Origin of the sequence: Leptolyngbya boryana PCC 6306, from assembly GCF_000353285.1 — a bacterium.
GTDB lineage: Bacteria > Cyanobacteriota > Cyanobacteriia > Leptolyngbyales > Leptolyngbyaceae > Leptolyngbya > Leptolyngbya boryana.
The window spans coordinates 445,685-468,614 of the sequence record NZ_KB731325.1 but is presented as its reverse complement, the minus strand read 5'-3'; the positions used below and the strand labels follow the sequence as shown (position 1 = coordinate 468,614).

Below are 22,930 nucleotides of genomic sequence, written 5' to 3'. Positions count from 1 at the left end.
TAGTTCGGGGTAAGGGCTTCGGACACATTTAGATAGATCCAGCGACCAAACTTGAGCTATCTAGACGTGTTGCTCCTCTACTCCGGCGCAATGTACACACACGAACCCAAAACAAATTGAATGCCCCGTCACATGAGGCATTCAGTCGGCGTTTGCTTGACCATCTCTCTAAGAAACGCGCCATTGAGACTTCGGGAGTTTCGCTGTTGCTGGAGGAAATCAGGCTCTTCGACGGTCGGCGGTTTTGAAATGCGAAATTTTCGTACCCAGGCTTGGCACGACACAGTGTTCTGTGGCATAATTTTTCTCATGAAAAAGGGGCGCAATTCAAACATTGCGTTTTCTGAAAACCGTGTTGATAGCACGGATTCATTAAGTCGAGAACCATTTTTTGTGGGGTGATCCTTGGCAGAGGATTGCCCCTCTCGCTTTTTGAAGCGAATGGTTAAGCAGTTTTGAGAATGGGAAGGTTGGTTGAAATTAGGGGACTGGGGCGTTCCTCCTTTGGATGAAAGATCGATTGAATGGATTTCGCTTTACGACGACCGCGTACCGGAACCACTTTTAGGGTTAGTAAGAGATCGACAGTCGGTAAGCTAAGTGCCTGACAGATTTTCTCGATCGAACTGAGTTCAAATCGATTCATCGAGTCAAAGTCACTCACCCAGTTAGAAATGGTGTTCGCGTGCATCCGCGTATCCATTTCTAATCGATATTGACTTTTACCTTGCTGCTTCAGGATTTCTGACACATGACCGATGAGCAGAACCGAATCCGGTCGCATCTCAACGAATTCATTTGGAGTCTCTGGAGCAGTATCAAAATCAATCAGTTGTCCCACCCGTGTCAGACCAAATAAGCGGCAGCAATCGAGGAGTGCTTCCCGACCGAGCCGTTTCGTATGCCCGTAGTACAGCTTGATTAACTGATCTCGGTTCAACGAGGACTCCGGTAGATTCTGCTTAATAATGTCATAGAGCGTATCAGGATCTTTGATCCCGTAATGCTCCATCACTTTTGGCAGTTTACTAACCAGCATTTTGGTGTCCTTCGACAGATGGTTCGCCTTTAAAATTACACCTCGAACAAATTACTGTCAACGCCTAAACGCTCGAAAGATCTGCTATATCGACATTTTTGTAAAAAGTAGGTGGGGGTAATCTTCCGTTTAGCTAGGAAATACCTGCTTAGATAGGTATGGGTATAGCTGGAAAGAACCTGAAGTGACGAAATGATAGGCTATCTGTTGATCGATCGTTAGTTTGGAATTTTCCAAAGCTTGGAAAATCTGAAGATTGACCCTCTCTAAATTTTCCAAAGTTTGGAAAATCGGAGAATTGTAGCGAGTTGTAGAGGATTTACGCTGATCTTACTTCAGGTCGCGAGTTCTGGTGCATCTAACTCTCGAATTTTAAACTTATCAAATCAGCCGTGGCAGAATTAAGAAGCCATTGCTATTGGTGGGGAACGTAATCAGAATCATCAGCTAGAAGTCTGCGAAGGCATTAAAGATGCAGAACGCAACCTTGGATTCCATCCGATTATTTTAGAGGTAGAAATTTGTTGCGATCGTTTTCTTTCAAATCAAGTTGACTTTTCTATAAGTTAAAAGGAATATATGAGCGATCGTGATCCATCCTCAACAACCCTAGATACTCAAGAATTCGCCCGTCTCTCTCAACTCAGCCAGCTTAGGGCGATTTGGCAAGAACAACAAAGTTCTCGTGCAGAAGGTGGTTTACTTGCCATCAGTGGATTTGAGCACCAATTCCTTCTAGCGCTTCTGAAGGTTGTCCGTTGCTGGAAAGAGTTACCTGAAGCTGAACGACAAGATTTGCAACAATCTCAACGGGTTCTTACAGAAGCCTTATCAGACATTGTTGAGATAGGAGTGGTTGTTACGCTGACCCAAGTTAAGCGAACCCTATCAGAAACTATGCTACGTTCGGCACTTGAAGAACTCTGGGAGATTTTCAAGCTTGCTTCTGAGCATATACCTAATTTGCTAGACCATCTCAGATTTGTCATCTCAGGTAAATTTGAGGGTGAGCGGAGCGCTGAAGAAGTTATTCAAGGATGGGGGACAAAATCGCAGAATAAACAGAAACCAGAACTCACTAACTTCAAATCGAAGGTTTCTTGTGAATTGGTTACTGATCCGAGGGCTGAATTGAACAATGAGTTAGAAGAGCTGTGTCGTGATGAAGATGCAGGAACGACGATCGCACGCTGGCTTGGGTATCTTCTCCAGCTTGGTTCAGGATTTCCCCCAGAACGCATCAGCAGTTTTATTTGGCGCGAATTGGCTAATGATCAAGGACTAGCAGCATTTAGCGCAACACTTGCCAGATTACTGAGTCAATCGCAAAAGCGTCTTCATGCTCTGCGAGGTACATTGGGGCAGAGTATCGCTTTATCTAGAACTGAACTCTCCCAGCTACAGGAGTGTGTCTTTTCTCAACACATAACGCTTCTTTCTGGTCCATCTGGTTCAGGCAAGTCAGTGCTTTGCAAGCTGGCAATTCAACAGTGTTTTCAGAATTTTGATTGTTTATTTCTTAACCCAGCCGATATTGTTGCCTTTAGTGAAGCATCAGACGTTATTGCTGGTCGAGGGCTGAGACGGCTTGACGAACTTCTTGCAGCGAGGGTCATCGAAAATCCTATTTTAATCATCGATGATCTTAGCGATGTTGATGAGCAGAGCCTGAACACTGTTTTAGATCTTATTCACACAAGTCTAAACCTTCACACAAATAGTCATATCCGTTTTGTACTCGTTTCACATCCAAGTGGTGCAGATCGTATTCGTGAAAAACTTTCTGCCCAATTTGGCACAGATTTATCGCTTCCAGTCATAGAGTTACCACAACTTCCAATTCAAGTGCTCAAATTAACTGAGAATCTTCCAGTAGGACTTGCTGACTTAATTCAGCGGCACAATGAGTTTGGTCCTGCTCTGAATTTGAAGTTACTGGACTGGCTGATTCGGAGTGTGCAAGAAAAGCAGGTTGATGTCTCTAAGTTCAAGAGTGATCTAGATTTGTTGAACTGGTTTTGGCGTGATCATATTGGAGGCGATCGAAACTTTAACGAATCATGCCGTGCTTTGATAAAGGTAGCCGAAGAATTAGCAAACAGGTTTACACCCGACCTGCCGCTTTACTTTGATTCATCAATTGGGAGCGATGTTCTAAGCACTCTCACACGAAAAGATTGCCTTCGAGTTGTAGATGAAAGAGTCACCGTGTCTCATCGCTTCGTTGGAGACTGTGCAAGATTCCATTCTCTTAGAAGCAACCGTCGGGAGATTGAGACAAACAATCTGGTAGAAAAACTGATGAATCCGCTTTGGTCACAGCCTGTTAGATGGTTTGCTTTACAGGTTGTCCTAGAGTCAGAAAACCATGAAACGTGGCAAGAGACAGTATGTGAGGCACTAGAAGGAGAGTACTTGCAACTGCTAGACTCCTTCTTGGATGGCGCAATTCTGAGTACGCAGCCTGGCGTTGTTCTTGGAGAATGCCCTAGTGAACATCTACCACTGATTATTGAACGGTTTATTATTCGCCTTTTAGCGATCGCAACAACTCCTTTTCACTATGAAGCTGATGATTCTCAACCCACGTCGCTCCGGACAAAGCTTGCAGTACAAGACCAGGTAACAGGCACTCCAAAACCGCAGTTGTGGGAACCTGCTTGGCGTTGGCTTTTATCACAGAATCCAGACGATATTCTGGAAGAATCTTGCATTATTTTTAAGGCAGCACAGGCTTGGTTGAATTGGAGTACAGATGCGAGAAGGTTTCCGCTCCGAACAGAGGTAGCCGAGTTTATTCTTAATCTAGCACAAAGAGTGTTGTTACCTGATCCTGATCCAACAGCACGCACTATCAGTAGTGCAGAATTAGCTGAACTTATCAAGCTTCGACAACAAGGAGTATTACCTGCCCCTGAGCTAAGCAGAAGAAAGAATTACTATTTAGGCGACTTCAAATCAAATGCTTTTGCCTGCATCGTTTTTACTCTTCGGATTATTCCAGAGCGCTCAACCTGGCTTTTAAGAGCTTTAGCAGGTCGAGAAATTATTCCAGCAAATCGATTAGAGTCAACAGAGACTTCCTGCTTTCTGTCTAGGCCCGGTATTGGCGTACTTGAACCTTCACATCCAAAAGGTCCAGCAGGAGAGGTGAATCATGAATTCCGAGAATTTATGCTCAATCGGAATGGTTTTCACCTAACCACTGTGATTCTTGTGAATTCTCAACTTGGAGCAGAGTTACTGCTTGCATTAACTATTCAATCACCACGCTATCGCTATGAGAATGATTGGGATGATGATTGGCGTGACCATGGCCTTGGTACAGAAGGTTCGCATGATCTGGATGTTTGTACATTCGATTTTGCTCCCCTCCTTACTTTATTAGAGTTGTTGGGGAATAAGTTGTAGAGTTGTGAGATTCCTGCTTTTTGCCATCAGATTAAGCAGCCATCAAGTAAAAGTTCCAGAGCCCAGCAGCAGTCAGCATTAAACGGTCATCAAAATCTTTTATACGATTGCGATAGATTGCGCTCACCGCACCATAACGCTTGATGCCTGCAAACGCATTCTCACAGAGAACTCGCGATTGGCTCAAACTGCGATTTTCTTGTTTCTGCTCATCGCTTAACTCACCCCCTCTCGGTTTCTTGTGCGGAATGCGAATGTTCGTGTACTCGGACTGCAAGCCTTGAAACCCCAAATCGACTTCAATGGGAATCTCATCTGGGATATGAAACGCAATCTCTTCTTGGGCTTCAAAGCGCTTGTCGTGGAGCTTTCCTTCGCAGGCTTTGCTCAACACCAACACTCGTTTGGTTTGGTCTACTGCCGCTAGGTGCTTGCGGGTATGACGACGCTTTTTGCCGGAGTAGTTTTGCGTCTGCTGTTCTGCATCTTGAGGGCGTTGAATCGGACGCTCAGTTCCATCAATCATCACCCGTTCCACGCCTGGAAACATCTCCATGAAAGCGTCAATGCTGCGTAACTTGCGTTCGGGTAACACTAACTCATGCCCCAATGCAGTTTCGAGAATCGGTTGCAGTTCATGCATCCATTCATGCGTCTGAGAACGGTCAAGGTCAAACAAAATCCCGGCTAAATCAAAGGTCGGGTAGCATTTAAAGTAGAACAAAATGTAAAACAGCTTCGCTTCTGTGCTGTTCAACCTGGCTTTGCGCCCACCGCCCTTTGCTCGTTTTCGGACTGGCTTTGCCGCACTGCGGCTTGCCTCATACGCTTGCTCAAAACTCGGCAGCAGGGCATCAAAAGCTTTACGATTCAGTCCAGTCAAAGCTCGAAGCAAGCGATCTTGGTTTAGGGCGCGTTCAAGGTTCAACATCAGATGCAATTCACAGGATTTCTGTCTATTATCCTCTATTTCCCAACAACTCTATTGCAAATTGATGAGAAAGCTGCGATCGAGATAGTTGATACACTTTGCCAGGTTGCAACGCAGCGCAATCGTGAAGTCTGCGAAAGTCTTTACCAGCGGAGAGACCAATCAGAGGAGAATCTGGAAACAGAGCGATCACTGGCTCATCTTCAACCGGATACTTATGAACTGAGTTTAATCATTGGCAATACTAATAAACAGTTTCAAGGGGAGCGAAAATCGCTCTACTGGCATCGAAACTTGCCACTCTCTCCTAGAATTGTGAATTGTCTCTTGATGACTCTAGAAGCATGGCTTTACAGCCGCCCTACTAGAACTGACCTAGAGTATTCGATCGCGATTATCTTAGAGCGAAGCAGCACCGTTGCAATGCTTGGTGTATTGGTAACACTCGCTAAACGTGATCCTTCTCTTTTGACTGGCGCACTCCTTCCTCTCGTTTCATCCCTACAACTACTGATATGGCTGGAATTTGAGCTAATTGATAGAGGTCAGGATTATGGTTTTGATAGTGTTAATGCCCGCAGCTTTTCCCAAGCCGATATAGCAAAGCTGCTTGAGTTTCAGCGATTGCCATATCGTAAGATTGATCTTCAACGGTGGATACTCAGCTTATGGATTAATGGAGAGATCCCGTCTGAAGCACAGCTTCGGGTACTGGGAAATTGGGACTCATACCAACTCCCTCAAATTCCAGAAGTCAGTGCTAGTAGAGCTTTGAGGATTCGAGCTTGGTTTGAAAGAAGTAATTGGCAAGAAGGGGAAGACAGCGAAGGAAATCCGTGCCTACAATTTGTTGGGGAGATCCCAAGAGATTCAGAAGCAGATGATTCTCCGTTGTGGAATCTTCAACATCTTCAGGCAACAATAACCTGTCGAAAAATCATTGATGGAGAACAAGAGAAAACGCTAGAACTGCATAACTCATTAGTCAGCTTCTTGACAAACGAGGAGCGAATTAATTGTCTGAAGCAGAAACTTGAGCTTACAGCCTTCGGAAATACAATTTGGGCATCGATCGCGATTGTTCTAGAACCACCTCATCAGGAATTAACTCAAGAATTAGAGGCTGATTTAGAATTGCTAGCAGAGTCACTTGTAGATTTGCCTTTTGCTGTAGACAGTTTCAATCGTTATCAGCGGCATGGACTGGATGCCAATGCATTTATTGCTCATGCTGCTCCTGAAATCATCAAGAGACTTCAGACGAATCGAAAAATTCGCGTCGCTGCTTTTCGCTGTTTGATTGGAATTCGTAATGAAGATACCAGTGTATTTGTGAGATCGTGGCTCAAGGCCTATGGACTCAAACATACGCTCACACAATCGCTCATTAATGTTGCATCTCAAGTTGCTCGGCTTATCACGCTAACCCATATGCTGGCTTACGCTAGATATATCAGAAAAGCGACCAGACCTGATGGAACGCATATTGCTCCTCGTTCTCACGATATCGCTGCTGAAATTTGCCATTCTGAAGATCCTCAAACTGAGGAAGCCTGGCTCAATTTGCAAGATGACTTGGCAAATGAGACACTACAGTCGATATCTATTACTAATGCCTTTGAATGGATTCCGGAAACATTATCATCCGTTATTCAAGAAGTTCCTACTCGGCTACTCCGCCGTAGTGAAGAAGCTTTGGATTGGAAGTTTTTCGGGGCTGTACTGATTCCTGTGTTGACAGTAAAAGTAGAAGATGCTGAAGACGAGACGTTTCTTGACGCACTGGGCAAGCAAGTTATCTCTGCGCTGGTGCGTGATCGCGAAAAACTCTTTTTAGAACGTCAGAGCGACTCAGAAAATCATCGGCGCAGTGATAGGCAAGTTCATCTTTATGAATCTCAAAGTCACCTTCTAGATGCAGTAGTCGAGCCAAACAACCTGAATTTCCTAGCTCAGGTTAATCATCTTGTTTCCACACTCAGAGATTGGAATCTAGTCGATTGCATCATACTGTGTGATGTCATGGATGTTCTAATTTATCGTTTCACCAATGGATCTATTGTCGAAGAGCATGATAGTAAATTAATCAACGGGACAGCTGATATAATTGGAGCCTACCTCTCTGAATTTAGGAATCGGTCACTACCTGATTTACGAATTCTTGGTCGCATTAGCGATGCTTGGGAGAAGTTGGTTGAATTGCTATCACGAGATTCAAGACAAGTGAATGGTGTCGCGTGTGCAGATCAATCGCTTGTACGTTTCTTAAAACGTTTTCAAGAAGTTTTACTGTCTTATTATCAGGCTAGACAAAACCTCTATGATCTAGGCAGAATTAGTCAATACAAACAGCTTAGACGGATACTTCTCAAGATGCTAGTCCAGCGTTCGGATCTTATTCCTACGAGTAGGAACACAGAGAGTGAGCTTCTGGTTCAAATGCTTGCTGAACTTTGGGACTGTGATCGCAATTGGGTTATCGAGAAGCAGGCTCGACTTCAAGATTTAAGAACACTTCTTGGTCAACTACAACAGGCTGATGCATTAGGCTCTGGCGCTTTAGCAGATCAAATCGCCTATTTCCTGGCTCACCTCCATTGATGTGACACAAAACTCTACTAATCAAACAATTTGTCCACCTATAAATTTTCGGCTTATTCAGAGCAAATCATTCCAGATTTTCCAAAGTTTGGAAAATTCAACTGGTTCTTCTAAAAGGAGAGTGATTGAATAGAGTCTTCAGGACACTACTCCGATCGTAGTGATCGGCCCTCCGCATGGGAGCGATCGTCAAACTCAATTTTGCGTCGCTTGCTCGGCGTTCCCATCAAATAATTGAGCAGTTCGTCGGGTTTCTGATGCTTTGCACCTTGCAGTCGAACTTTCAAGCGAGTTGCCATCTGTTGCTGTTCGTCTGTCGCCGCAACGTGACGAAATGCTATTTTGACCAGCTTTTCGAGTAGCTGAAGAAATTCAATGCTGCTGTAAGAGGACTGCAACTGCTGAGTGGTTGGATCAAAGGTGATAATCGCTCGATTCTGCGAGTCAGACAAAAACACTTGAGTCGTGGTTTCGGTCAGTTGCATCGGAGCTTCGGTAAGCTGACTGAGCAAAGCTAGACCTCGCATTGTTGGAGTTGGATCAATGATTTTAGCAGACGATCGAGATGAAGCTGATGTATGAGTTGCGGGCTGCCGTTTTGGAGAGGTAGGAGACTTCGATTTTGAACTATGGTTAGCGCTCTGCGCGACTCCGTAAGAACTGCTTTCTTTTGACTTTTTGGAAGTGCTTCGAGAGAGCAGTTTCGAGGGGGTAGAATCAGAATGAGTCGTGCAATCGAGTGGAGTCAGTGCATCATCTTGATCCTTCAACGCTTGGTGTTCCAGTTGAATATATTCTGCTTTGATTGCTGAAAATTCAGATTCAGACAAAATCTCGATTTGCCAATCGTCTTCACGCAGTTCATTTTGCAAGCAGCCTGGATAGCTGAAGATAAAAGACTGTGAGGTGGGAAGAAGTTGCTTTAGGCGAAGCTCAATTCCCAGCTCTGGTACGTCCGAAGCATATTCTGGTAAAGGCTGTTTGTTCTTCCTCGCTTCGTTTCGCGATCGACGTTTTTGAGCTTCTTCCTGACGGAATTGCTTAATAGCAGGAACCAGTTCAAACAGAGAGCGATCGGTGTACAGCCCTTCACAGAGAACAATCCTACTTTTTCCAGTCGTGCGATGCTGGAGACGGATGATTTGATCTCGCTTAAACGGAATTGTCCCGATGTACTGCCGATGCAATTTCTCTCGATCCCACCAATAGAGCTTCACCGAATAATTGGGGCTATTGGCATAGGGAGAGGTGTACTCAAAACAATCATTGCGAAATCGACTTCCACCCTGCGGATTATCTTCAAACTCAGCCGCAAAATTATGCTCGGTGAATGCGCGAATGATTCGCTTACGCCCTTCTACACCAAGCCGCTCAGAGAGTTTGAGGATGCTTTTTACCAAGTCATCCAAGGATAATTGCCGACCGAGTTCCACGAACTGCCGCTCTTCTGACCCTAGGAGAGTAAGCAGATCATCAGGTGTAGAATTGCTCGATCGCTTCAACGCCATAGTTGTAATGGTGTGGGTTAAATTTCTGAACTGTTCAACAGTAGCGCGATCACTGAATCTGATTCATCGCTCTAAAGAGTTTTGGCGATCGCAAAAGTGACTGTGTTCAACAACACCCTATTCCACGTCCTCTTGCAATACTCAGAATTAGATTCGCGAGAAGCTTAGATTTTTTCATCCTATCAGAAGTTTCGATTTTTGAGATTTCCAAGATACGTCGGCTCTAAAAGCGTTTCCTTGGCACGACCTCCTTCTCGTTCTACTCGATAGGCTTTTGCCGTTGATCGAGAACTAACAATATTCACCAAAGCTCCGTTCACAAAGTGTAATCCAACTCCATCATCCGCAGCATATCCATCTGCTAATTCTCCTGCTGCAATCATTTGGTGATAGACAGGTCTACGATCTCGCTCCCCATCATAATGTGGACAATGGCTGCCCTTGAGAAAGCCAAGGCAGTGTAAAGGCTTGTACATCCCATTTCCGGTGTAATCACTCAAGCCTTCCTCAAACCAGCACATTGACCCTGCACTCAAACCGCAAAGAATGACTCCTTGCTCCCAACCCTCTCTCAAAATTTGATCAATGCCCCAATCTCGCCACAGCGCAACCAAATTCTTTGTATTACCTCCACCCACATAAATAATGTCTTGCTGGAGTAAAAAACCGCGAAGATCCAGTGTGGGTGGGTTGAACAGTGAAAGATGACAGGGCTGACAAGCAAACTTGAGAAACGCTGAATAGAATTTAACAATATAGCGATCGCTATCTCCACTAGCAGTCGGAAGAAAACAGACCTTGGGCTGAGATTTTGTGCTGAGTCCCAAAATGTACTGATCGAGTAAGGGATTTTCTGGCTCCATTGAGAAACCACCTCCCCCGATCGCGACAATATGTGTATCTAGACTAGAACGAATGGTCACTTTTACTAGCTAACTTATGAGTTGTGCTGACAGTTCACGATTTTACGGCGATTCAGTTCCCTACTCATTCGACAGATTGGCACGGAGTCGTTCTAATTCTGCGATCGACAACTCAGACACGCGCGTAATCACCTCGATCGGAACACCCTCACGCAGTAACTTAAGCGCCATCTCTTGTCTAGCTTCCTGTTTTCCTGCTTGTTTTGAGTCTTCGATTCGCTTCAAATAAGCCTCAGACAACTTCATAATCAGTTCCTCCTCTTCAGGTGTAAGATTGCCACGAGTCTCCAAAATCGTGCGATAGTCTGCCAATAAATCTCCAATGCTATTATAAAGCGGGAGTTCGGAAGATATCTGAGCAAACTCCTCGATTGCTCGCTGCTGTTCCCCTTCGCGACTAAGCAACCGCAGCCACAGGGTTTCCTCAGTTTTTTCCAACTGATGCACCACAATCAATTTGATCCGTTGTAGGCTTGGAAATTCGTATACTCCTGCTGTATCAGTCTCCATAACTGAAAACCCCTGTCGAATTTCAGCCGAGGCTGTTGGCATCAAAAGCCACAGATACGGCAATTCTGCCTCAGTCAGACGCTGATCGCGACGCTTCGCTTTTCGGAGTGATTCTCCTTCGGCAGAAATCAACTTCCCTTGGCAGGCACGGATCTCGATCGCGGTTGCCGCATTCCGAAACACCTCGATTAGCCCATTGCGCGTGAGCAATCGCCCCAATAATCCTAACTGAGATCGCTGTGCTTCCAACTGAGGATTCAACTCAAACCACAAATCAGCCGCGCGACTCTCAGCTTTGAGAGGACGATTGGGGACTGCTTTGCCGATCGTGTTGAGTAGCTCAGCTAGATAAGCTTTTGCAAAATCATCATGTGGGAATTTAGACATTTGCCGGATTTCGAGCAGAATTCGTTCAATTGTACTATTGAGTAACGCTTTTCAGAAATTGAATTCGAGTGATTTCTCTCTTAGCTCAAATCAATCAAGCTTTTTAACGTTTCAGCAGTTTCGATTTTAGTCTTGAGGAACTTAGAGTATTGTTATTCATACAGATAGATGTCGATCGCGATTGCAAGAGCCGTGACTGCCTTGAGCGATCGATTAGCTAAGTCGCAAGAGCCGTGATTGCCTTGCCAGCAGATTAAGTTTCTGAATCTCGGTTGATTCAAGCACAGCATTGATAGTGAGATGCTGAGTGGTTTGATTGTCCTGATTCATCAGTATTTGATCATTTGCACTGTGGGGAAAGCCTCATACTTTGGAGTTTTAACAATGGCTCGTATTGTGCAGTCAAAGTCCCGGTTGGGCTTGAAATATCAATTTGTGCAATTTTTTCGGTTTGATAAACGATCGTTTATTCGTGAACATTGGGATTTCTTTTTACCAGCTGGTTTAGGACTGACGTTGTTTCTGGAAGATCGAATTCTAAAAGATTCAACACTCACAGCATTTCTCATTCTGTTTGGTTTGACCTTTCTATTCTCATTGATTCCACAACTTACAAGCCGAATGCAGCACGTTGCTAAACCGATGCAATATGCGTTAGCAGGCATTTGTGTCAGTGGAGTTGTTGTAGTTGCGGCTCCGTTGGTTCTGGCTCAAGCAGCCCCAACTGCTGCTCAGTGTGGAGGTGGATTGTTTGGACCACTCGCACAGTTTTTCAGCACTGCTTTAGGGGCAGCAGGTGGAGGCGGAGGTGATGTCTGTACACTGTTTGGATTGATTCAAGCAGCACTCGTGGTTGTCTTTGTGATTGCGATCGGGGTTGCAGTTTACCAAGTTGGTCAAGGAGCCGAGTTTCGGACTGCGTTTACTCCGGTTGCTTTAGCACTGGTCGTCGTCGTAGCAGCAGGCATCATCATTCGATTGTTTATGGGTACTGGAACAACAGCAGCGCCAACAACAGGTGGTTAAAAATGCAATCCCCCAAACCTCGCGCTGTCAATCGATTGGTAGGGAAACAGCCGAGCATTGGATACCTACCTGCAAATCAATTGCCCTTCTGGGTTGGCTTTATCCTGGTTGCAACCTTGCTGTGGCAGTTATTCACTTTGACTCTGGCGCAATTTCTACTTCTCGCGTTCTTGCCTTGCATTGTGTTTTGGTCATTGACTGGACAGAAAGAATGGAAATTCTTAGAGAAATTTCATGCGCCACGCCGATGGGGAATTGCAAAGGTGCGCTGCCAATGGCGACAACATTCTCCTCTACCACATCGTCCGAAACTGGGCAAACGTCGAGTGAAGCATTCTGGCAAAACACAGTTGTTTCATCCACTCGAAGATGCACTCCATTTGGTTTGCTATGGGCAGATCAATCTACAAAATCTTCAGGTAGGATTCGAGTTATTAGAGCGGCGTAAAGGTAAGCAAGGCAGCGGGCAAGAGTTTCGATTTGTGTTTGCTTTTCAGACGACGGGCATTCATGCAACGCTGTCCGAAGCACAAGCAGAAGCAATTCTACAGCGTCTAGAAACGGCGCTGAAAGAACTGCCGCCCGGTGAACGGTTGACATTTGAATATTGTTCGTTTGCTGACGATCGCGATCGCCAAACCGAACTCGATTCCTTGCTCCACACTCAGAGCAATCATTTAGCTGAACTATTGGTTTTTAGTCAAAAAGTGCGATCGCGGGAGCTATATCAGCGCGGTCTACGCCAAGTCAAACGTATTCGCATTCTGGGAACTTACACAGTGACTACTACTCAGCAATCTCAGAACGATCGCGATTTAACAACTAAATTGTTGCGATCGCTTGCTAACTTCACGGAATGGTTTGCAGGTGAAAAAGAGCAAGCAGACGCGGCTCGACTACAAAAAACGGTGCATCTAGCATTTACAGAAGGATTCTTGCGTTTGGAATCGATCCTAACGACGCTGATGGGACTAAACGTAGAACCTCTGACGGCTGAGGAACTGTGGACAGCAGATTACGCCGAGCTACACACTCAGGCGGCTCCGCCTATTCCACAATTGCTGATCCTGGATGAAAAAGGCTTGAGATGTGAGGTAACGAGCGAGGTTCATGCGACTAGCATTCTGCTACGTGGAGAAAGGGGAGAAAGTTCAGTTCCGATCGCTGCACGAGACTGGATCTACATTCCCCGTAAGCGCAAGTATGCAGGATTTATGCAACTCGGCAAGCCTTCTGCTTTTCCGTCGGCGCGGGGACAGGTGCGATACCTGTGGGAACCGATCGCTCGAAATCGACTGCGAGATCTCAAAGTTGTCACTGAACTCTCGACCTCAAATCGTGGGCTGCAAAAATTTAATCTAGAGCGACTAACGCGCAACTCAAAAGAACTCTCGATGCGGGCGTTGGGAGGCAGAACAGTTGATGTTGCTTCTGATATGAAAGTGAATGAAGCGATCTCAGCACGACAAGCCCTAGAACGCGGCTCTATGGTCGTGACTGTCGCTTCAGGCATCTGGCTTTATCGGAACAATCCAGCCGCCCTAGAGCAGGATTTCAGCTATCTCACAGACTGTTTTGCGACTTCGGACTCCGAGCGAGCCTATGAAATTACAGAAAATCTCTGGCTCCAATCGCTGCCGTATGTGTGGGATGGTTTGTTGACCAAACCTTACGATCGCCAAGACTACTATCTCAGTGATGAAGCCTCTGGACTTTTACCCTTAGTTGCACCACAGACAGGTGATCCGCGAGGGTTGGAATTTCTCACACTCGAAGGTGGAACTCCGGTTCACATTGATCCATTCACAATACTGATGCACCTGGCATTTTACGCGACGACGCGCGGTGGCAAAAGCGTGTTGCTGGCAGAATTGATGATGGGCTTTTACCTGCGTGGAATTCCAGTCGTAGGATTTGATTTTCCGCGCCCGACTGATGGAACCAGTTCATTTTCTGACTTGACTGCAATTTTGCAGCGTTTAGGAGCTAAGGTTGCCTACAACGACACTGGCACTTGCGCGAACAATCTGATCGAGATGCCGGACTTGCGGAATGTTCCGAACGCCAAGGAGCGCCAAGATGCGATCGTAGATTTTCAAATCGATGCGATTGTTGTCATCGTCATGGGCGACACCGATGATTCTTTTATGGAAAAATCCGTGAGAACCTTAGTGGCTCAATCGCTGCAAGATTTCCATACCATTCCTGAAATTAAAACGCGATACGATAACGCGATCGCAGCAGGCTTCGGAACCGCAGCTTGGGAAGAAACTCCTACCCTCTGGGATTATCTGGACTTTGCCAACGATTGGCTCAAAGCTCACTTACAGCAGAATGAACTTACTGTTTCTACTGTGATTCGAGAGGCAGCGGGGCAAATCCTAGAACAGCTACGTGGCTGTCTGAAGAGTGGATTAGGTCGAGCGATCGCCCGTCCAAGTTCTTTTCAATCTGATGTCTCGCTACTCATCTTCGCGCTGCGAGGCTTACGCAGTCGGCAAGATGCAGCAGTGTTAGCATTATCTGGCTACTCTGCTTTACTCAGACGCGCCCTCGAAAGCCCAGCTTCGGCATTCATCATTGATGAGAGTCCCATTCTATTTGAGTTTCCTGCGATCGCTCGAATTGTCGGGCAACTCTGCGCCAATGGTTTGAAGTGGGGCGTTCGCACCATCATCTCAGCCCAAACCGTCTCAACAATTTACCAATCCGCAGCAGGTAAGCAAATTGTTGAAACGATTACGACAACGCTCATTGGCTACATCAAACCGAGTGCTGTTGATTCATTCGTGGACTTGTTGGGCTATGACCGTGAAGTAATTGCTCAGTGCGCGACTTCTAGCTTTGAACCATCATCGCGAGAACTGCGATCGCACTGGATTATTTGCAAGGACGGCATATATACCGAGGTTGGCTTCTACCCCAGTGCAGTATTACTTGCGCTCACCGCCAACAACATGGAAGAACAGGAAGCGCGATCGCGGGTCATGGAGTCCTACAACGACCTATGTGATGGCGTTGCAGCCTTCTCTCAACTTTACACAGCAGCAAGACGTAAAGGCTTGCCCATGAACGAAATTCAGCCACAGTTACTTTTGACTGGAACAGATTGATAAAGGAGCATTCTCATGATTCAACTCAAACTATCTCAGCAGCATCCGATTCGGTCGTGGAAGCGATTTCGCCGAGTCTTAATGATTGGTGTAGGAGGAAGTTTAGGAATTACGATCGCTACGGGTTCAGCGATCGCACTTGATCTAGGGGGCGTTCAGAACACTGTAAATCAAGTTGGTGGAGATTTGGGAGCAGCAGGCGTTCCAGTGCAAGGAACCGTTAATCAAATTAATGGGACGCTCTCAGAAATCAATCAGTATCTTCAGCAGTTGCAGAGCTTATACAGCTTGATTGCTTCTGGCAACCTAAGAGGACTTCTTGGAAGCCTAGATGGTGTTCTAGGAGAATTAGGACTCCCTGATCCTGAAGCGACTCAAGATGCTGTTTGGTCTGAGCGCGTTGGAGATATGCCGGGTAGTACAACTACAGCATCCGGGAGCAATCCAACCTCATCAGGTTCGATTCGCGATCTTGGCAGCATTACTCAATCGGTAAATCGAGGAATTGCTCAAGCAATTACTGCATCGGTATTGAGTAAAGCAGGACAGGAAAAACTGATGGCACAGCAGAGCGCGATCGCACAATACATCCAGCGCAGTGGGCAAATGGCTACTGAAGCACAAAGTAAAACTGTGACCCAGGATGTTCTCAAAAGCGTCTCGCAGCAGCAAGCGATCTCCGCTCAACTCGAAGGACATCTTTCGACTCAGCTCACTCAGCTTGAAATCGGTCAAGCCGCGACAAACTTACAGCTTGGAAGCATTGATTCAGGCGTTGGGCAACTGAATCAAACTCAGCAAAGTGAGCAAGCGCGACAGGCGGCAGTACTAGGTCAGGCTGGATCAATGGTTTACATTCCCGGACTTTACGCAACGACCCCGTAACATGGCGATCTGGACAACTTCGACAACATTTCTAGCGGCTCAAGGCGGTGTTGACAAGCTTCAGGGCAGCCTCAATCAGCTTCAAAACACCGCTCAGTACTGGCAGACTGTTTGGCAGAGCACATTCTCACAGACGAATCCAACGAGTTCATATTACCAAATTAGCTACATTGCAACGGTCATTGCCGTGATTGCTTCAGTGTTTTGGCTCACGCGATGGGCACACGAAATGTCTGGAAGTGGAACAGCTTTAGGAGCATTACCTAAAGTGCTGTGGCTAGTTGCAGTCCTGATTTTTCTCGGAAATCATGGACAGCGCCTAGCAGAGTTCAGCTTGGGCATTCATAACCTGCTTCATTCCTGGCAAAGTAGCATTATGCAAGTTCAAATTGCTGGAGTGCAGGCGCAGACTGTTCTCAACGATCGTTTAGCAACCGATCAAGCCAAAGATGAAGTCAAAACACTTCTCGCCCAGTGCGATAACCTCCGCGCCCCGGATGTTGCCATTCCTTCCCTTGATCCACCAGCCGATCGAAGTCAATTGTCGCAAGATCAAAAACAGGTCTATGCCAAGCTCGACTGTTATCGATCCGTTCAACAACAATTACCCGCCATTCAGCAGAAGTATGAGTCTGCTTACTGTGGTGGCGGGTGTGCTGGACTTGCAAGGCTATTTTCATCAGCAGGAGGAGCCTTTCAACGAGCATTTGATAGCCTTGGCAGGGAGGTTAACCAAAATGGCATCAATGCAGACTTTACCTCCTTCATCAATAACTTGGTGGATTTTGGAGTAGGTACGGTTGTTAACGATAACCTCAAATATATTCTCTACGCGATGCAGTGGATATTCAGCAACCTGATGGAAGCAGGCGAATGGTTGAATGCGCTGATTAGTCCAATTATGTTAGCGACCTCAGTTTTGCCGATCGAGCGCCTCAAACCGATCTGGGTGTGGCTGATCACATTTTTCTCAATTGGATTGATGAAAATCTATTACGCCCTACTACTAGGGGTGATGGCGGCCGTGATCGCAGGAGCGCAATTAACCAGTTTCAGTGATTTGAGTTTTGCTTTTCTTCTTGGCTTTTTCGCGCCTGTGATTGCGTTTTCATTGGCAACAGGTGGAGCCTTAGCTGCGATTCGAGGAATGTCTAGCACAGGAGCACAACTCGCACAGGCTGGCATTCAGATTGGGACCTCTATCGCATCATCGTTTGTGAGTTTAATTGGTCGATTTTTATAAGCTATGCAGTTACCTTTCCACAAAGCTAGATTCCATTCCTCAGCAATCATGCCCTTGTTTGTCTTAGTGACTTTGGGGCTACACCTACTATTGACGTTGCTTGTGTTTTACGGCGGATTTCAAGTGAGTCGTCTTGCCAATCGTCCCATTCCAGCGGCGGTTCAGCTTGAAGGGGGACGAATGATTCAGCAAACAGCAATGCCGCATGATTTTCGGAGTGCGGATGCGATCGAAACAGTGGTTAAAAATTGGGCGATCGCAACCTTAAGTTGGCGATTAAAACCAGACCAAGGTGCGCTAGATGCTGGCAAAGAAATTGGCAATGGACGAAAAGTTCCTTCTGTGACTTGGAAAACATCGTTTTTACTATCTGAACAAGAGAATTTTCGTTTGAAATTCTTGCAGATGCTCTCACAACTCATTCCATTCTCAGTGCTGAATGGACAAGCAACTACGACAGCTGAAATCATCAACTTATCAAAACCGCAATCAGCAGGAACTGGGCGATGGGTCATAGATTTAGTCAGTAATGTTCTACTGTTTGATAACCCAACTGCTCCAGGGAGATTGCTATTCACCTTCAACAAGCGAATTTTCATTAGAGCAATTCCAGTCGTCATCAACCCACTGCCTGAGCAAGCCAATGATGTTCAAAAGTTGATCTTCGACTTGCGGCTGGCTGGCTTAGAGATTGATGAAATACAGGATTTGCCGAGCTAATCGGCTGAAGAGGACTTGAAACATGGATCGTCAGGAAATTGCTAAAGCAGCAGGTTGGGAGCCAGATCCCGTAAAAACAAAAGTCATCTCGTCCGAAGTGACTTCTAGTGCGGACGTTGGATTGCTCGACGCAGAGGATCACATTGCGCCCCAATTCGTCGATCAAGAGCGCCCGTTTTGGTCGCGTCCAATGCCGCGAATTGTGGCAGTATCAATTCCAGCGACATTGGGACTTTGGGGATTAGTCAGCATGGTCGGCGGCAATCGTCCGCAGCAGGTTGCCCAAAACTCCACTCCTACTCCTTCTCTAACCCCAACTCCCACGGCTCCAACTGAAGACGCTGGAAACCTGCGAACCCGTTTGGCGCTTCAGTCTCAAGCAAATCAGCTTCAGCAGCAAGCAAAGAAGACTCCTCAAGCTAGAGCTACCCCACAAGTTGTAAAAGCACCAATTATCCGCTCTGCTTCACCCGCAGTTGTTCAGCCTACTCGCTCTGCTGAAATTGCTCCGCAAGTTCCTGCTAGAAGCTCAACCCGAACTTCTTCTGCACCACAAGTCGTGCGAGTCGTCTCGACTCCAGCAGCCTCTAAGCCTGCGCGAGATCCAATGCAAGCATGGCTGAGTGCCGCAGATATCGGAAACTATGGTTCAGTTTCAGTGAAGAGCAGCACTACAAACGCCAGCATCAGAAGCGTTGATGATGTTTCTGGAGGAGTTGGAACACCACCACCAGACTCAACCACCCCTGCAACTACGCCTCCAGTCACAGCAACGTTTGAATCAACTCCAACTGCCCAAATTGCGATCGGGACTCGCGCCCAAGGAACGCTAGAAACCCCGATCGCTTGGACAGAAGCAATCAATAACCCCGTTCAGAATTTCTTGGTGCGATTGCAGGAACCGATTAAGTCAGCCAATGGAGCGGTCGTGCTACCGAGCGGTGCTGCATTAGTGGTCAAGGTGACTAATGCCACGAATTCGGGATTTGCTCAACTAGAAGCAACTTCAGCGATCGTGCCCGAGAACGGTCGCAATGTCGAAAAATCCCTTCCTGAACACGCCGTTTTAATTCTTGGAAGCGGAGGAAAACCGCTACAGGCATCGCGCGATCGCGCTAGTCATTTCGGCACGGACTTAGGAGCAGCTTTGCTTTCGGGCGCATCACGAGCGGCAGGGCTAATCAATCAGCCCCAAAGTCAAATCGTGACGAGCGGGACAGGTGGTATTCAGTCAACAACAACTAACAGCAATCCAAATTTGGCGGCTGGTGTGATTGAGGGCATTACTCAGTCGTTGCTGAAAAGTCAACTCGATCGCGCTCAACAGTCTCAGCAAGCAGCAAATAATCAACCCTCGATTTTTGTTCTAGGTCAAGGAACCTCAGTTCAAGTGTTTGTGAATCAGTCAATCAGTCTTTAGGCAGTTAGAGGATAGTATGCAACCCATTCAAAAGACGTTGAGCAACGCGCTCATGCTTTGCGTTTCAAGCATCTTTTTAGCTCAAATTGCAAATGCTACCGTTGTTCGGAATGTATCAAGCGACCAAGCACAAGGCATTATTGGAGAAGCAATCAGTTTAGATGTTGCACCAGGAGTTGGACTTAACATCAGTTTTATTCAGACAGGAGAACTCGTCAAAAAAGCTTGGATTGATGACCCCTCCCGCATTACGTTGAGCTTCGATGGAACGCTGTGTCAAACAAATTCTCAAGGGCAAGAATGTGACAGCGACCAAGGTGCAAGTGTCGTTCACTTGCGGCAAATTCGCCCTATTCAGTTTCCTGACCTGCCTCGCAGTAATGCAAATGGAACGTTACTAACGCTGATTACAGAGGGATCTGAGGGGCGAAAACTCTACCAATTTCGAGTACGTCCAGTCACACGAGAACCCAAATACACCACGATCGCAGTGCGCCCGATCGCAAATCAATCGCTATCAATGGCGAACGCTCCAGAGCCTTCGTCGCAATTGTTCGAGTCCTCAGAGACTACTAAATCTACTGTAAAAGCTCCAGTTCCAGTGATCGCGCCTCTTCCGCAAATTGCATCAGTTCGTCAGTCGGCTATTGGGCGCGAACTATCTGAGCCTGAAGAACTGCGATCTCTGCGCGAGCCAGCTGCGATCGTAGAACAGCTATCAACACAAGAATGGGCAGACAGCCTTTCTTCAAGCACTTACTTTCAGGAGCTATCCAAGCTCTGATTTTTCAAACATTCAAATCTTTTTTCATCGCGTTATTAGATACGCACGAAGTTATGTCACTGCGTAGTCTCTACCGATTGCTTGTCGCTTTACTTTTCATCGTCAGCCTTGTGCTGATCATGCTCGGTTCAGTTTCTTGGATGTCCCGCAAATCTGTACAAGCGTTTGAGGCTTCCCCTTCGGTGTCCACTTTGTCCTACACGATGGGCACACAAACCGCGAAGGGACCAGACTGGAACCACATTCAATTTAGGACGTTGCCTGCGATTCAAGAACCAGGCTGGATCAAGATGCCTGCCAATTCAGTGAAGCAGCTAGGTTATGATCCGTCGCGCACTTGGTCAGCAGGTCAGACACCCGATCAGTTTGTCATGTTGGGCGATGTTCAAGATGCGTTTCACTTAGAAAAATTCAATCTACAACAGATTTCTCAACTGAGTCAGAATGCGATCGACACGCTCAATCTCAATGATTTTGGTATGAGTCAATGGCAAACTCCAAAGTCATTAGTCGAAGCGATTCCTGCGATCGCAGAACTTCCACTTAACCAAATCAAACCCCTGCAAGATCTGTGGACTAAGCAAGGTAGTGGAGCATTGGGAACAAACACCTTAGCGCAAATCGTTGAGCATGTTCCTACCTTTGCTGCAACGCCATTAGGTAAAAATCTCGATCTCACTCGATATTCACTCAATTCGATTCCAAACCTGACCTCTACATCGTTGTCACAGTTCAAAGGATGGCAGCGTAGCTTTGTCGAACAAGTACCAGGGCTGAATCAGGTTCCCTTTAGCCAGTTTCCTCAAGCGCCTGCGAGTGGAGTTGGAATCGCAGCGATCGCAGATGTCGTTTGGAGTGCTGCCGAACATGGCGATCCGAAAGTGACCGCCAACTCTTTTGTCACCGGAAGCGCTCTAAAAACCGGGGCAACGGCCCCAGTTGCTTGTGAAGCGGGAAAGCCCTGCTCTTATGTGGAACTCAGTGACCTGACCGGACAAACAGGCGCAATGCATGGAAAACGTTGGGCATCCGGAGCAACCCAGCGCGTAAAAGGTGGCTATGGCTTTTTAGCGAAAGTAAATGGAGGATGGGAACCGACTGGAAGGCTCGTTTACGGTTCTGCTTTCAAGGTGGTGATGACCAAGGCAAATGAAGCAAAAGGACAGGCAGATTTTGGCTTGTATTTGCGAGCTTGTATGCATGGCATTGTCGATTTAGGCTGTACGCCTTACTTCATTGGTCCGGTTCCTTGGATTCCAGTCCAAGAAAAAGGGTTGGTCATCATTGCTGGCAAGAATGCTCCAGCTGTCAAAATTCCGTCTGAGTTTCAGAATCAGGTGAGTACGATCGAAGGTCAGTACAACGCGATCGCAAATCCGGGTGGCGCATTCGATGATTGTGGAGGCGGTACTGTAAGTGGTGAAGCTGTAAATCGTGCGATCGCGGCGGCTCCATCGAGCGATCGTCCTTATGCTCAGAAAGTCATTCCACTGGTACTTGCAGATGCGAAACGTTACGGCGTGACCGACCCAGCGCAAGTGGCTTACATCCTAGCAACCGCACAAGCGGAAGTGAACTTTAATCCTCGCGATGAAGATGACGATTATTCTCGTTCTGGAGCCTGTGGGAACTATTGTGGGCGCGGACTGGTGCAATTAACCCATCTTGAGAACTATGATCGCGCAGGAAAAGCGATCGGAGTGGATTTAGTGAATCAGCCGCAACTCGCAAACCGCCCTGATATTGCATCGAAAGTGATGGTGATTGGAATGCGTGAGGGCTGGTTTACAGGCGTTGGATTAGGCAGCTATATTCGCGGTGGTTCGACAAACTTCTCTGGAGCGCGACAAATCGTGAATGATGGCGATCGCGCTGGCGAAATTGCTCAATACGCTCAACGCTACTATGAGGCAATTCGTGGAACCAATATTTCAGCACTAGCAGAGAAACCAGGACAAAGCTGTGCGCCCAAAGCAAAAGGTGCAACGGCTCAAAAGATTGCTCAAGCTGCGAGTCGTTCAGTTGGAGAAAGTACAGCAGCTGGACCAGGAGGCGGTAATGTTGCTTGTGCCTGGGAAGTCAATCGAGTTTTAGCAAAAGCAGGAATTCCCTCGATCGATGGCGATTCTGTACCCAACATGGTTGCAGTATTGGAGTCAGGGCGAGGGCAGCGTGTCAATCCTGCCCAGGCAGGACCCGGAGATATTGTCATTGCCCACGATATGCAACACGTCGGGATTTGTATGAATCAAGGCTGCAATCGGGTGATGTCGAATTCGAGCAGCCGAAAACAGTTTAGTTGGCAGTCCGATCGAAACTTTGATGGATTTTATGGAGGTGCAAGTGAAGGCATTTACCGCGTTAAATAAACTGCATTTCCACCCGTGGAGTGCAACTTTTTGGGCAACTCTCATCGCCTGGAGTATTCT

General features: G+C 46.7%; 16 protein-coding genes. 10 read left to right on the top strand and 6 right to left on the bottom strand.

Annotated elements, in window-relative coordinates:
- Positions 1 to 128 precede the first annotated feature (128 nt).
- Complete coding sequence (locus tag LEPBO_RS43150; protein ID WP_154660849.1) at positions 129 to 299, bottom strand: hypothetical protein; 171 nt, start codon at positions 297 to 299, stop codon at positions 129 to 131.
- A 146-nt stretch (positions 300 to 445) separates the two neighbouring features.
- Positions 446 to 1,039, bottom strand: coding sequence for a helix-turn-helix domain-containing protein (locus tag LEPBO_RS0132940; protein WP_017291864.1), 594 nt, complete (start codon positions 1,037 to 1,039; stop codon positions 446 to 448).
- 579 nt (positions 1,040 to 1,618) lie between these two features.
- Here LEPBO_RS0132940 and LEPBO_RS0132935 point away from each other — a divergent pair.
- Positions 1,619 to 4,450, top strand: a complete 2,832-nt coding sequence (locus LEPBO_RS0132935) for an ATP-binding protein (protein WP_017291863.1) — start codon at positions 1,619 to 1,621, stop codon at positions 4,448 to 4,450.
- A 31-nt stretch (positions 4,451 to 4,481) separates the two neighbouring features.
- Here LEPBO_RS0132935 and LEPBO_RS0132930 read toward each other — a convergent pair whose 3' ends face one another.
- The gene (locus tag LEPBO_RS0132930) at positions 4,482 to 5,381 is read right to left on the bottom strand and encodes a transposase family protein (protein WP_017291676.1); all 900 of its coding nucleotides are present in this window, start codon (positions 5,379 to 5,381) and stop codon (positions 4,482 to 4,484) included.
- A gap of 3 nt (positions 5,382 to 5,384) precedes the next feature.
- Here LEPBO_RS0132930 and LEPBO_RS0132925 point away from each other — a divergent pair, with 3 nt between their 5' ends.
- Positions 5,385 to 7,982: a hypothetical protein gene (locus tag LEPBO_RS0132925; RefSeq protein WP_017291862.1), complete on the top strand. Its 2,598-nt coding sequence runs from the start codon at positions 5,385 to 5,387 to the stop codon at positions 7,980 to 7,982.
- A gap of 146 nt (positions 7,983 to 8,128) precedes the next feature.
- On the opposite strand, the gene LEPBO_RS0132920 is transcribed toward LEPBO_RS0132925, so the two are convergent.
- The 3 genes from LEPBO_RS0132920 to LEPBO_RS0132910 all read right to left on the bottom strand — a co-directional run bounded on the left by LEPBO_RS0132920 (position 8,129) and on the right by LEPBO_RS0132910 (position 11,310).
- On the bottom strand, positions 8,129 to 9,490 hold the full coding sequence (locus LEPBO_RS0132920; protein ID WP_017291861.1) for a hypothetical protein: 1,362 nt from the start codon (positions 9,488 to 9,490) through the stop codon (positions 8,129 to 8,131).
- A 182-nt stretch (positions 9,491 to 9,672) separates the two neighbouring features.
- Entirely contained in the window at positions 9,673 to 10,413 is a 741-nt protein-coding gene (locus tag LEPBO_RS0132915; protein WP_199323861.1) for a Type 1 glutamine amidotransferase-like domain-containing protein, read from the bottom strand.
- Between the two features lie 60 nt (positions 10,414 to 10,473).
- Positions 10,474 to 11,310: an RpnC/YadD family protein gene (locus LEPBO_RS0132910; protein ID WP_017291859.1), complete on the bottom strand. Its 837-nt coding sequence runs from the start codon at positions 11,308 to 11,310 to the stop codon at positions 10,474 to 10,476.
- A gap of 384 nt (positions 11,311 to 11,694) precedes the next feature.
- On the opposite strand from LEPBO_RS0132910, the gene LEPBO_RS0132900 reads away from it, so the two are divergent.
- From LEPBO_RS0132900 to LEPBO_RS40590, 8 genes are read left to right on the top strand one after another with little or no spacing between them, the layout of a single operon-like run.
- Positions 11,695 to 12,336, top strand: coding sequence for a hypothetical protein (locus tag LEPBO_RS0132900; RefSeq protein ID WP_144056433.1), 642 nt, complete (start codon positions 11,695 to 11,697; stop codon positions 12,334 to 12,336).
- 2 nt (positions 12,337 to 12,338) lie between these two features.
- Positions 12,339 to 15,449 carry a P-loop NTPase family protein gene (locus LEPBO_RS39180; protein ID WP_017291856.1) on the top strand — a complete coding sequence of 1,037 codons (3,111 nt, stop codon included), beginning with the start codon at positions 12,339 to 12,341 and terminating at the stop codon, positions 15,447 to 15,449.
- Between the two features lie 15 nt (positions 15,450 to 15,464).
- Entirely contained in the window at positions 15,465 to 16,334 is an 870-nt protein-coding gene (locus tag LEPBO_RS0132890) for a hypothetical protein (RefSeq protein WP_017291855.1), read from the top strand.
- A gap of 1 nt (position 16,335) precedes the next feature.
- Positions 16,336 to 17,577, top strand: a complete 1,242-nt coding sequence (locus LEPBO_RS0132885; RefSeq protein WP_017291854.1) for a hypothetical protein — start codon at positions 16,336 to 16,338, stop codon at positions 17,575 to 17,577.
- Positions 17,578 to 17,625: 48 nt separating this feature from the next.
- Positions 17,626 to 18,297: a hypothetical protein gene (locus LEPBO_RS0132880; RefSeq protein WP_017291853.1), complete on the top strand. Its 672-nt coding sequence runs from the start codon at positions 17,626 to 17,628 to the stop codon at positions 18,295 to 18,297.
- A gap of 22 nt (positions 18,298 to 18,319) precedes the next feature.
- A complete protein-coding gene (locus LEPBO_RS0132875; protein WP_017291852.1) occupies positions 18,320 to 19,717 on the top strand; it encodes a TrbI/VirB10 family protein in 1,398 nt (465 codons plus the stop codon).
- 16 nt (positions 19,718 to 19,733) lie between these two features.
- Entirely contained in the window at positions 19,734 to 20,501 is a 768-nt protein-coding gene (locus tag LEPBO_RS40595; RefSeq protein WP_017291851.1) for a hypothetical protein, read from the top strand.
- A 53-nt stretch (positions 20,502 to 20,554) separates the two neighbouring features.
- Positions 20,555 to 22,870 (top strand): glycoside hydrolase family 19 protein, encoded by a 2,316-nt coding sequence (locus LEPBO_RS40590; protein ID WP_172410512.1) that lies wholly within the window; start codon positions 20,555 to 20,557, stop codon positions 22,868 to 22,870.
- Positions 22,871 to 22,930 lie beyond the last annotated feature (60 nt).

Excerpts from the sequence above, each read along its gene's own strand:
- LEPBO_RS43150 (WP_154660849.1), bottom strand. The coding sequence starts at position 299 with ATGCCACAGAACACTGTGTCGTGCCAAGCCTGGGTACGAAAATTTCGC.
- LEPBO_RS0132940 (WP_017291864.1), bottom strand. The coding sequence starts at position 1,039 with ATGCTGGTTAGTAAACTGCCAAAAGTGATGGAGCATTACGGGATCAAA.
- LEPBO_RS0132935 (WP_017291863.1), top strand. The coding sequence starts at position 1,619 with ATGAGCGATCGTGATCCATCCTCAACAACCCTAGATACTCAAGAATTC.
- LEPBO_RS0132930 (WP_017291676.1), bottom strand. The coding sequence starts at position 5,381 with ATGTTGAACCTTGAACGCGCCCTAAACCAAGATCGCTTGCTTCGAGCT.
- LEPBO_RS0132925 (WP_017291862.1), top strand. The coding sequence starts at position 5,385 with ATGCAATTCACAGGATTTCTGTCTATTATCCTCTATTTCCCAACAACT.
- LEPBO_RS0132920 (WP_017291861.1), bottom strand. The coding sequence starts at position 9,490 with ATGGCGTTGAAGCGATCGAGCAATTCTACACCTGATGATCTGCTTACT.
- LEPBO_RS0132910 (WP_017291859.1), bottom strand. The coding sequence starts at position 11,310 with ATGTCTAAATTCCCACATGATGATTTTGCAAAAGCTTATCTAGCTGAG.
- LEPBO_RS0132900 (WP_144056433.1), top strand. The coding sequence starts at position 11,695 with ATGGCTCGTATTGTGCAGTCAAAGTCCCGGTTGGGCTTGAAATATCAA.
- LEPBO_RS39180 (WP_017291856.1), top strand. The coding sequence starts at position 12,339 with ATGCAATCCCCCAAACCTCGCGCTGTCAATCGATTGGTAGGGAAACAG.
- LEPBO_RS0132890 (WP_017291855.1), top strand. The coding sequence starts at position 15,465 with ATGATTCAACTCAAACTATCTCAGCAGCATCCGATTCGGTCGTGGAAG.
- LEPBO_RS0132885 (WP_017291854.1), top strand. The coding sequence starts at position 16,336 with ATGGCGATCTGGACAACTTCGACAACATTTCTAGCGGCTCAAGGCGGT.
- LEPBO_RS0132880 (WP_017291853.1), top strand. The coding sequence starts at position 17,626 with ATGCCCTTGTTTGTCTTAGTGACTTTGGGGCTACACCTACTATTGACG.
- LEPBO_RS0132875 (WP_017291852.1), top strand. The coding sequence starts at position 18,320 with ATGGATCGTCAGGAAATTGCTAAAGCAGCAGGTTGGGAGCCAGATCCC.
- LEPBO_RS40595 (WP_017291851.1), top strand. The coding sequence starts at position 19,734 with ATGCAACCCATTCAAAAGACGTTGAGCAACGCGCTCATGCTTTGCGTT.
- LEPBO_RS40590 (WP_172410512.1), top strand. The coding sequence starts at position 20,555 with ATGTCACTGCGTAGTCTCTACCGATTGCTTGTCGCTTTACTTTTCATC.